The 10,088-nt window shown below is 61.5% G+C and carries 9 protein-coding genes and 3 pseudogenes; 8 read left to right on the top strand and 4 right to left on the bottom strand.

From position 1 onward, the window contains the following. Both FV229_RS22475 and FV229_RS22470 read left to right on the top strand, forming a co-directional pair. Positions 1-221 (top strand): GDP-mannose 4,6-dehydratase (locus tag FV229_RS22475; RefSeq protein WP_187275248.1); only part of this gene is annotated, 221 nt, incomplete at its 5' end. Beyond that, complete coding sequence (locus tag FV229_RS22470; RefSeq protein ID WP_147754089.1) at positions 221-1,189, top strand: NAD-dependent epimerase/dehydratase family protein; 969 nt, start codon at positions 221-223, stop codon at positions 1,187-1,189. The genes FV229_RS22475 and FV229_RS22470, both read left to right, overlap by 1 nt. A 211-nt stretch (positions 1,190-1,400) precedes the next feature. Here FV229_RS22470 and FV229_RS22465 read toward each other — a convergent pair whose 3' ends face one another. Then, positions 1,401-1,664 carry a hypothetical protein gene (locus FV229_RS22465; protein WP_147754088.1) on the bottom strand — a complete coding sequence of 88 codons (264 nt, stop codon included), beginning with the start codon at positions 1,662-1,664 and terminating at the stop codon, positions 1,401-1,403. 571 nt (positions 1,665-2,235) lie between these two features. On the opposite strand from FV229_RS22465, the gene FV229_RS22460 reads away from it, so the two are divergent. Further along, entirely contained in the window at positions 2,236-3,297 is a 1,062-nt protein-coding gene (locus FV229_RS22460; RefSeq protein WP_147754087.1) for a tyrosine-type recombinase/integrase, read from the top strand. 214 nt (positions 3,298-3,511) lie between these two features. On the opposite strand, the gene FV229_RS28500 is transcribed toward FV229_RS22460, so the two are convergent. Together FV229_RS28500 and FV229_RS28495 are read right to left on the bottom strand one after the other, a co-directional pair. Next, a complete protein-coding gene (locus FV229_RS28500; protein WP_281406743.1) occupies positions 3,512-3,634 on the bottom strand; it encodes a hypothetical protein in 123 nt (40 codons plus the stop codon). 774 nt (positions 3,635-4,408) lie between these two features. After that, positions 4,409-4,534: a hypothetical protein gene (locus FV229_RS28495; RefSeq protein WP_281406744.1), complete on the bottom strand. Its 126-nt coding sequence runs from the start codon at positions 4,532-4,534 to the stop codon at positions 4,409-4,411. On the opposite strand from FV229_RS28495, the pseudogene FV229_RS22455 reads away from it, so the two are divergent. Both FV229_RS22455 and FV229_RS22450 read left to right on the top strand, forming a co-directional pair. Continuing rightward, positions 4,478-4,828: pseudogene (locus FV229_RS22455) on the top strand (IS256 family transposase); the annotation flags it as partial. The gene FV229_RS28495 and the pseudogene FV229_RS22455 overlap by 57 nt on opposite strands. A gap of 90 nt (positions 4,829-4,918) precedes the next feature. Further along, positions 4,919-6,070, top strand: coding sequence for a replication initiator protein A (locus FV229_RS22450; protein ID WP_187275247.1), 1,152 nt, complete (start codon positions 4,919-4,921; stop codon positions 6,068-6,070). Between the two features lie 553 nt (positions 6,071-6,623). Here the strand turns inward: FV229_RS22450 and FV229_RS28255 are convergent. Next, positions 6,624-7,323 (bottom strand): annotated as a pseudogene (locus FV229_RS28255) (IS5 family transposase); the annotation flags it as partial. 695 nt (positions 7,324-8,018) lie between these two features. On the opposite strand from FV229_RS28255, the gene FV229_RS22440 reads away from it, so the two are divergent. The 3 genes and pseudogenes from FV229_RS22440 to FV229_RS28245 all read left to right on the top strand — a co-directional run. Beyond that, positions 8,019-8,771, top strand: a complete 753-nt coding sequence (locus tag FV229_RS22440) for an ABC transporter permease (RefSeq protein ID WP_246688292.1) — start codon at positions 8,019-8,021, stop codon at positions 8,769-8,771. Positions 8,772-8,857: 86 nt separating this feature from the next. After that, positions 8,858-9,271: pseudogene (locus FV229_RS28250) on the top strand (hypothetical protein); the annotation flags it as partial. 114 nt (positions 9,272-9,385) lie between these two features. Next, positions 9,386-10,088, top strand: a 703-nt coding sequence (locus FV229_RS28245) for a sugar phosphate nucleotidyltransferase (RefSeq protein ID WP_246688293.1), incomplete at its 3' end; no start/stop codon positions are given.

Below are 10,088 nucleotides of genomic sequence, written 5' to 3'. Positions count from 1 at the left end.
ACATGTGCGCGCTTGCGTTCTCTCACGTCGGCCTGCTGATGGACGATCACCTGATCATCGACGAGAAGCTGTACCGGCCGGCCGAGGTCGAGGTGCTGCTCGGCAACCCGGCCAAGGCGGAAGCCGCCTTCGGCTGGAAGGCCGAGATCTCGCTCGAGACGATGATCCAGGAGATGGTCGAGGCCGACCTGAAGCGTAACAGCGGCCACAAGGCCGCCTGATGGCCGCGCCCGTCCGGCGCGTGCTTGTCACGGGCGCGGCTGGCTTCGTCGGCCGATACGCCCTCGCGGCCCTTGCCGCGGCGGGCGTCGAGGCGCTCCTCGGGGTCGGACGCGGAACGAACACTGCCCTCCCAGAGGACGCCGCCTTTCGTACACTCGACCTCGCTGATCAAAAAGGCCTAGCGGCCTGCCTGCGAGCCTTCCGGCCGAGCCACGTCCTGCATCTCGCTGCCCAAGCCTCCGTTGGGCAGGCCGACGGAGCGGGCCTGGAGACCTGGCGCACCAACGTCGCGGGCCTGCTCAACCTCGCCGAGGCCATGCGCAGCGAGGCACCCACCGCCGCCCTCGTTTTTGCGAGCTCCAGCGAAGTCTACGGGCGCGCCTTCCTGACCGGCCAGCCGGTGGACGAGGACGTTGTCCCTCAGCCGGTTGGGGTCTACGCCCGCACCAAGCGTGTGGGTGAGGAGATGCTCGCCGATGTACTCACGGGAAGCGAGGTTCGCCTCATTGTACTACGGCCCTTCAATCACACCGGTCCAGGCCAGGACGAGCGCTTCGTCGTGCCCGCCTTCGCACATCAGATCGCCCGGATCGAGGCGGGTCGGATGCCGCCGTGTCTCGCAGTCGGAAACCTTGAGGCGTACCGCGAATTTCTAGACGTACGGGACGTGGCGCGGGCCTACGCGCAGGTCATCGGGGCGAGCGATAAGCTCGCGTCTGGCACGGTGCTGAATGTCGCCACGGGCCATTCTCGCACGATCGCGAGCGTGCTGGAGGATCTCACGCGACAGGCGCGCGTGCCGTTTGAGGTTGTGGTCGATCCTGCCCGCATGCGGCCCTCTGGGATCCCGCTGGCCTCCGGCGAAGGCGCTCGGCTCTACGCGGCGACCGGCTGGGCCCCACAGGTGCCCTGGTCCGAGACCCTGGCCGCTGTTCTGGCTGACGCGCGGGCGCGCAACAGCGCCTGAGGGAGCCCCCTTCCCGCTCGCTCACACCAAGCCCAGGTCAGAAGCCGGTTGCGCCGGCCCTCCAGCGCTGCGCCGCAACCAGCGCTTCAAGGTGTAAGCGACGCCCGCTGCGTGGTGATTCCGGCTTTGGGACGCGTCCACCCTTCCTACGAACAGCGCGGATGGCGTCAGAGGACCAAGCTGGCCCAGTTATGCCCGGCGGCAGACTGGATCAGGACACCGGCGTCGCGGCGATCCAAAGCGCTTGGACGACGGCTTGGCCAACCTGATCGGCCAGGCCGATCCCCTCTTCGGTATCGGGGAAACCTGCGATGAAGGTCGGCCCCAGGCTTGGATGGCCGAGGACGACGACATGGGTCAGCGCGAGGCTGAGATCGCTACGAACGAGCCGCACCACCTGAAGTGGGCCGATCTGCCCATAAACCGTTTGCTCGGCATAGACCTCGCTGACGGGCTGGAAGGAAGGTTGTGTCATTGGCGCCCTTGGCCCCTCGGCCCGTGGGGCGGGGAAAATGCCCGTTTACGCGCTGTGATGAGACCTGTCAGCCACTGACCGGCCCCATTGACTTGCGGCTCTCGGCCTCGCCGACCGCGCGACGCATCGACGTTCGACGCGTCTGCTGCGTCACACCGTCGATCAGCCATGCCCTGTCGCCGCGTTGCCTCCTGAAATCCTCAGACCACCTGCCCGACGTACAGGGCGCAGACGCTCGCCGGCGGGCTCGAACGGCACTCCGACATCCGCGTCGTCACACGAGATCGCTCGCCCGAATAGTCCCGAGGCGCTGACCGACTCCTGCTGATCACTGATCGATGGCACTGGCTCGTCAACATGGATCAGTCCGTCGAACGCGGACCACAGGGTGCTCCTGCTCGGCTCAAGCGCCTGTCGCCCGATCCACGGATCGGCGCCTTTTCCACCGCGGCGCAACCATGCTTGACCGTTGGAAGAGCTCCTTCGGAGGAGCCGACAAAATGGCCATCGATAATGCCACTTATCGCAGATCATTGTGGATCGTTCACGATTGGGCCGCTACGCTCGGTCCATGGAGCTTGACGCCAACGATCCCGACGCCGAACCGCCGCGCGGGTCGGTCGCCCTACCCGTCCCGTTCGTGGAGGCGCTTCCGCCCGGCCTCGAGCTTCTGGTCGCGCGGCTGGAGGATCATGCCCGCGCCGCACGCGGCGCCTTCGCCGACAATACGCTCCGCGCGCTGGCCGCCGACAGCCGGATCTTCTCGGCATGGTGTTCGAGCGTCGAGCGGACGATGCTCCCGGCCAGCCCGGAAACCGTCGTCGCGTTCATCGACGCCCAAACCGAAACGAAGTCCCGCGCCACGGTGGAGCGGTACCGCTCGTCGATCGCCGCGCTCCACCGCGCCGCCGGGCTGCCCAACCCATGCGCCGACGAGATCGTCCGGTTGGCGGTGAAGCGGATGAACCGGGCCAAGGGTCGGCGCCAAAAGCAGGCCGAGCCCCTCAACCGAGGCAGCATCGAGCGCATGCTCATCGTGAAGGCGCCTGATCGGCTGCACCGGCGCGTGATGGAAGGGGTGCGCGAGACACCATTGATTGCGCTCCGCAACGCAACGCTCGTCGCGGTCGCATACGACACGCTGCTGCGCCGCTCCGAACTTGTCTCATTATATATAGGGGATCTGGAGCGCGGCGCGGACGGCTCCGGCACCGTCCTGGTGCGACGCTCCAAGGCCGACCAGGAGGGCGAGGGAGCGATCAAGTACCTCGCGCCCGACACCGTGGCGCATATCGAGGCTTGGCTCGCTGCCGCCCGGCTGGACAGCGGACCCCTTTTCCGGCCTTTGACGAAGGGCGGCAGGGTCGGAGACGCCATGCTCGGCGCCGCCGAGGTCTCGCGCATATTCCGGGATCTCTCCATTACGGCCGGACTCAAACTCTCCCGCCTCCCCTCGGGCCACTCGACACGGGTCGGGGCAACGCAGGACATGTTCGCGGCGGGCTTCGAGCTACTCGAGGTCATGCAGGCGGGTTCGTGGAAGACGCCAGCGATGCCAGCGCGCTACGGCGAGCGCCTGCGCGCACAGCGCGGCGCGGCGCGTAAGCTCGCGACCTTGCAAAATCGGGCGTGAGATCACGCGTCACATCGCTTGATGTCAGAAAATGCTGACTGTCGAGATGATTGACGCCATGAATACGGTGATAGTCGACGCCTCATCGATCTAGGTAAGTCAGTAATGACTGCTAGATTGATAATTTGTCAATCACACCCACAGACCTGGCAGATAAAAGGGGAACTCGTTCGTAAGATAAGCGTCGCAGCGCGCTCGACGCCGCCGGTCGGGGTTACGTGATGAACGCACGCATCACGAACACACGGGCCAGCGTGTTGGCGGCCTTGCTGCGCTCACGAGCGGATTTCACCAGGCGCAGAGAGCGCAGGTCGGGCAAAGGCTCGGTCAGCGCCATATTTGCGATACATCAATCACCTATCGCCATCTTGGGACAGGGCAGCGATCCAGCGGATGTCATGCTGGTACGGGGGCGTCTTGAGACTGGTTAGAACCTTGTTCGTTGCCGCTTTCGGTATCACGAGCCTATCGGCGTGTGTCGGCACCGATCCGCAGGCTCGTTTGCGGGCGGGATCCGGCGCATCCCTCGCTTCTACAGCTTCGCTCAAGCCGGAAGCGGTCGAGCCTGCGCAACCCCTCACGGCAATAATGCCAGGCGATCTACTCCTTCAGCCAGGACGCGGGACGGCCGGCATCGATCCGCAGGCCATTTTTGCGCGTTCTGGCAACCGGGTCGCGCACGACGCGGCGCTGCCTCAGCGCGCAATGACCCATGCGGCGCCCATCGCAGGAGTACCGGTGTCTGGTGGGATGGCAGCGTCGAGCACCCGCCCCCGCACCTCCCCGTTCCTGGCTGCCCGACTAAGTCCGGCTGATACACAAGAGGGACCACTTCCGGCGGTACAGCCAGCCCTGACGCCACTCGCTGATGTCGAAGCGCGCGCCGAGGTCGAGCAGCGTGCCCAGGCCAGTCGAAATCGCCGCTTTGACGCTCAGGTTCGGCGCGCGAGTAGCATCGTGTGCAGCGGATGCGTCCCGACGGCCGGTCGCAGACTCACGCAGACCGAATCGTCAGCCAGCAAGACAGCCGACTAAAGCGACGCTCGGACACACTCCGAACATTGGGCCAGATCCTACGCTGCGCCCTTCAAGCTTCCTTTCGACACTTGCTCTATCTGCTGTCGCCGACCAGGTTCAGGTCAAGGATCAGATTTTCTTTTAAGATCAAGGTTTTACCAACATCGCGTGGCTTCGTCAGCCGGATGTGATCGACGATCCCCTGACCGAGGTGCTGCATGCTGGTGCTCGTCGCCTTCTCGCCCAGACGGTCGAGCTTGAGGCCGAGGTTTTCCTGACGGCGATGCAGGATCTGCGGCCACGAGATGGACGTACCTGGCTAGTGCTGCACGAACATGGGCCAGAGCGTGAGGTCCAGACCGGGATCGGGCCGGTGCCGGTGGCGAGGGTTCGCGTCCGGGATCGCGGCGCGACGGGAGCATAGGATCGGGTTTGGTTCACCTCGACGATCCTGCCGAAGTGGGCAAGGCGCACCCGTAGCCTGGATGAACTGCTGCCGGTGCTGTATCTGAAAGCCGAATGGGCTTGAGCCGCGCTGCCTGGATCAACACCTGTATCTTCCAAGGCCTAGAGAGCGGCTTCATCGGAATCAAAGGCTCGAGGAATGAGTAGCGGACCGAAGCAGCTCGGAGACCTGCTCGGCGGACTCGACCCGAGCCTCGCCAAGGCCTTCGAAGGGCTTGGCAAGAGCGTCATGGCCGATGCTGAAAGACAAAAGGCAGCGTCGGAGCCGGCTCAGAGCGGGGCACAGGAGAGCCAGGAAGGCCACACACGGCGTGTAGCGCCGATCCAGGCCCGCAACCAGGGCAAAGCGCTCACGCCGGCCAGCAGCCAAGCTAATGAGCATCATGGACCTACCCCGGTCCTCACGCAGCAAATTGACTTGTTCATCGCCACCGGGCGGGCTGCAATGCCCAAGGATGAGCTGGCAACTATGGAGCACCCGGTCTACGCGATCGAAGACGGCGATCAGCGTATTCTATCCTACGAACACAATGGTGTGACGTTGGAGGTGACACCGTCGGTGAAAGGTCGCGCAACCATCCATGACAAGGACATCGTGCTTACGTGCGTGTCGAAAGTTGTGGCTGCCGTGAACCGCGGTGAGGCCGTCTCTCGCACGGTGAGTATCAAGGCACACGACGTTCTTACCTTCACCAACCGCAGCACGTCTGGGCGCGGCTACGAGCTGCTGGAACAGGCTCTGGAACGGCTTGCCGGCACCCGCATCAAAACATCGATCGCCACTGGAAAGCCGGCCAGGCGCCGCACCAAGGGTTTTGGCTTGATCGACGCTTGGGAGACGATCACCCGTGGACCAAACAACCGTTTGGAGGAGTTACGGATCACCTTAAGCGAATTTACCTTCGATGCCGCAATGGCACTGGAGGTGCTGAGTATCGACCAAGACTATTTCAAGCTTCGGAAGGCCACTGAGAAGCGGTTGTACGAACTGGCACGCAAGCATTGCGGGAACCAAGGGCGATGGAAGGTTGGCCTTGAGCTGCTGCAAAAAAAGGTCGGTAGCCGTCAACCCCTGTTCAAATTCCGGGCGGCTGTCCGTGGTATCGGAGAAGAGGGCTCCCTACCGAGTTATCACCTAATCTTCTTGCACGCTGACGACTCCGTCGTGTTCTACGGCCGAGGCGATGCAGGCTTGGCAGCGATGGAGAGCGACTTGGTCAGCCTTCCGAAACCCAAGGCAGAAGGATCTCGCCGCAAGTCCGTTCGCCGACCAGCCAAGAAGGAGATCTAGTTCGTCACTCTACGGATAAATCATCGTAAGATGCTGATATCAAAAGTTTTTTGAAAAATACCATGGGCCTACCAGATTCATTCTTGACATAAAAAGTAGGGTTTTGCAGCGACGCCCACGAGGATTCCATCCGGCGCGGCGCGCCAGGGTGCTGCAAAGATGCAGCTTCGTCACTCTAGCGATGTTTGACTCGGCACCCTGCGGATGAAGGTTCGTCACTCTGCGGATAACGCGCTTCGTCACTCCGCGGATAAATACCCCTTTTTTTCACAGAAAGAACAAGCGCTTACCGAAGCCTAACAACGCGCGCGCGTCTTTAACTTATTAACATATTTCTTAACGTTGTGGATGGAGGCTTGATAGTGAGGAAAACACCACCCTGCCTCTCACACGAATTATCTAAAAGAAACAACCCAGCACCGCTTAAACCCCGTCAAAAGATAAGAGGTTCTAGAGTTCGGATTCATAACCGATATCTGACAGTGGAGGCAGGGTAGACAATAGCAAATTAGCTAATGTCCAAGCAATCATATCGCGTAGAGATGCAAAATAAGTCTTTGATTAGACCGAACATGCGCTCAGTGGCATTGCAACCGCAAGTCGTGAACTGGCGAGAAAAATGGATTCTAATGCTTGTTTACTTTGGCTAATATTAGGGACTGCTCCCCTCGCCTCGATTTGCCACCGCATGGTGTCGCTGTTGTGCCTTTGTTAGTGGGGGACAATGCGGCAGGTGGGCAAACACGCCAATAGCAGCACGCCAGGCTTGCAGTCAGCGGCTTTTCCGTCAATCAACAGGAAGGTGAGCGGACAGCAGCAACGATCGGTAGCCGCATGGATCTTGGTGGTGCGCCTGCTCCGCTTCCTTCGGCAGGCTCAGGATGAGGCAGCCAATGGCTTGGTTCTGCTCCCCCTTTTACCCCTGAAGGAGCAGCGGTGCTCTTTCAGGGCGGTCGGATCGATCAGCACTTGGGAGAGTAGGCCCCCAGCCTAAACGAGCGTCTCAAACATCCTGACTCAAACGCCCTTAGCAACCCAGCGTACGAACCTATTGTAAAAGATCTTTTTCGGCCCATAGACCTCGCGCGATACATCGGTCCAGCGGCAACCACTTTTCAGCATGTGGACGATGCCGCTGATGACACACCGATCATCTAAGCATGCCTTACCACGCGGGTCGGTGGGCAATGCGGGGCGATCTTCGCAAACTGCTCATCCGTAAACCAGAAGTGATCCCTAGGCTCCTCCTGCAAAAACCCTAGGCCACACTCATGCGCTCTACCGCCTCAACACACTACTCCCGATACAAGGTCTGCATCCGTAGTGACGATGAATGTGACACAAGCTCCTGCCCGTGCGAGGGCTCACTGAACGTCATCCTCGGCAGGTCGCTTCCTCCATATCGCCGTGCTAAGCGGTTAGCATGACGCGCTGGCTTGAAATCACCCTTTTCATCTCCATGATTGTACTCGCAATGGTTATCTACTGGTGGTTCACCCGAGAAGCGCCACCGTTTGGTGGATTGGCGCAGTAGTTGCGACTGAGGCCGACTGTAAAGGCCTGTCGCAAACGCGAAGGCGTCTTCATTCACGGATCATTAGCTACACCTGACGTGCATGCCGCCTCCGCTTTGGAGTCGGCCCATGATCCTGTCCGGTATCGCTGCCAAGCTGAAGCAGCGCTCCATGGCCGATTTCAAAGTAAACTTCCGGTCAAGGCCACGGTCGAGGGTATCGCGCTCCGCGCTGGAGCCTGACCATAATGCTGGCGTTAAAGTCGGCGGGCCGGGATGATGCGGTTCGAGCCACTGGAGAATGTCGAACAGTGGCGGCGCTGGTGATCCCATAATTCTGGCGCTTTCGATGCAGATGATAGCATACGAGAATTCGGAGCCGTCATGCCCGCGATTGACCGGAAAATGGTAACTAGACCGCTCCAGAGAAGCCAGATGGAGTCCTACCTCCACGTCCTGCATGCATTGATGCTGCGGGACATGCGCACGCGCTTCGGCGGCTCGCATTGGGGCTACATGATCACCGTGCTCTGGCCGGTCGTGCATATCTTCATGCTCGTGCTCATCTACGTTCTACGCCATGTGCCCGCGCCGATCGGTGACAGCCGTGCGTTGTTCTTCGCGAGCGGCGCAGTGCCGGCACTAGTATTCCAGTACGTCTCGCGCGAGGTCATGAAGGCCGTTATTACCAACCGTCCGTTGACCTACTACCCTCAGGTCAAGCTGTTCGACGTCATCTTCTCCCGTATCCTCGTGGAAATCGTCACCGGGTTCCTTGGGCTGCTCACGGTGTCGGCGATCCTCGCAGCTGCCGGCATTAATCCGATACCAATCGATCCGTTCACATCGATGTGCGGCTATCTCGCTGCCATCCTGCTCGGCCTCAGCTTCGGCACGATCAACGTCAGCATCGTCGCCTTCTTCCCGGCCTGGATGATGGGAAGCATCCTGTTCACCGTCGTGATCTATGTTACCAGCGGTGTGATGTTCCTGCCAAATTTTCTTCCAGACCAAATCTATGATATTCTTAAGTACAACCCCGTCGTCGGGATTATTGAATGGGTCAGGCTTGGATACTACCCTGATCTACCAATAACAGTCGATTATTTCTACATCATTTTATTTTCTCTTTCGCTTTTAACGATTGGGCTATTTCTAGAAAAGCACGTCGTCCGAAAAAGAACTTGACTCTAGTTGGCCTGCTTCCTGAAAAATAGCGCCTCGCCAAGTTTTATGGATTAGGCTGCGAGGAGGAACCGTCGGCGGAAGAGAGCGAGGTTGGCGCGGCCGTACGTGGCGCGCGTCAAGAGCTTAAGATGCCCGATCTGCCCTTCAGCCTGCACGGTGCGGAGCAGGAGGTCATCTTCTGCCAGACGCGTGAGCCTGGGCGGATCGGCCTGTCGAAGTTCACCGACATGAATGCCGCCGGCATCACCATCGCCGGCATCGCCCTCGATCGCCGGCACTACCACTTGCGGCTCGCCTACTCGGGCTTCGAGCATGCCCATGTGGTGCTGAGCGGCGAAAGCTTCGTCGCGCTCGCCGAGAAAATGCAGAACGCCCTTTAGAGCCTGGGTGGCGTGCCCGGCGAGCATCGCACCAACAGCCTCTCGGCCGCCTCCCGCAATCTCGACGCAGACGCAAGCGCCGACCTCACCCGCCGCTACGAGGCGCTCTGCGCCCATTACGTCGTAAGCGCTCGGTGGTGGACCTTGCGGGTCAGGCGGCCTGAGCGGGTCCCTTCAGCAAGGTCCAGTTCCACTGTAGCAGTTCGCCCAGGCGTCAGGCCGGACGAGCGCTTCGTGCTGCCATCCTTCGCCGGCCAGATCGCGCGGATCGAGGCCGGCTTGGTGCCGCCGGTGCTGGAAGTGGGCAACCTCGCCGCCGAGCAAGACTTCCTGCCGGTGGGCGACGTGGTGCGAGCCTATGCCGAGCTGATCGATCGCGGCGTGGACATCGCCGACGGGTCGGTGTTCAACGTCGCCTTGGGGCGGCCGCGTAACATCGCGAGCGTGGTGTCGGACCTGTGGCGGCACGCGCGGGTCGCGTTCGAGGTCCGGGTCGCGCCGGACCGGATGCGCGCGTCCGAAATCCCGGTGGCGACTGGCGACCGGCTGGACGCCCCGGAGCGACTGGGACGATGCGATTGCCGACGTACTCGATCACGTTTGAATGACGTTAGACTGAATGAAACGATGAGCTGGCTGGAATATATGAACAGAGTTTCGCCCCCTCCCATGGCGTCGCTGACGATCCTCCCCGTGATCCTGTGCGGCGGCTCGGGCACGCGGCTGTGGCCGATGTCGCGCGAGAGCATGCCCAAGCAGTTCGCGCGGCTGGTGGACGCGTCGGAGTCGACGTTCCAGGCGACCGCCCGCCGGGTGAGCGACCTCGCGACCTTCGCCCGGCCGGCGGTGATCGCCTCGGCCGAGTCGCGCTTCATCGTGGCCGAGCAGTTGGCGCAGGCGGGCATCGCCGGCGACATCATCCTGGAGCCGGAGGGAC

The organism is Methylobacterium sp. WL120 (assembly GCF_008039465.1).
GTDB classification, from domain to species: Bacteria; Pseudomonadota; Alphaproteobacteria; order Rhizobiales; family Beijerinckiaceae; genus Methylobacterium; species Methylobacterium cerastii.
Note: the sequence above shows the minus strand (reverse complement) of the source record. Positions and strands in the feature narration are given on the sequence as shown.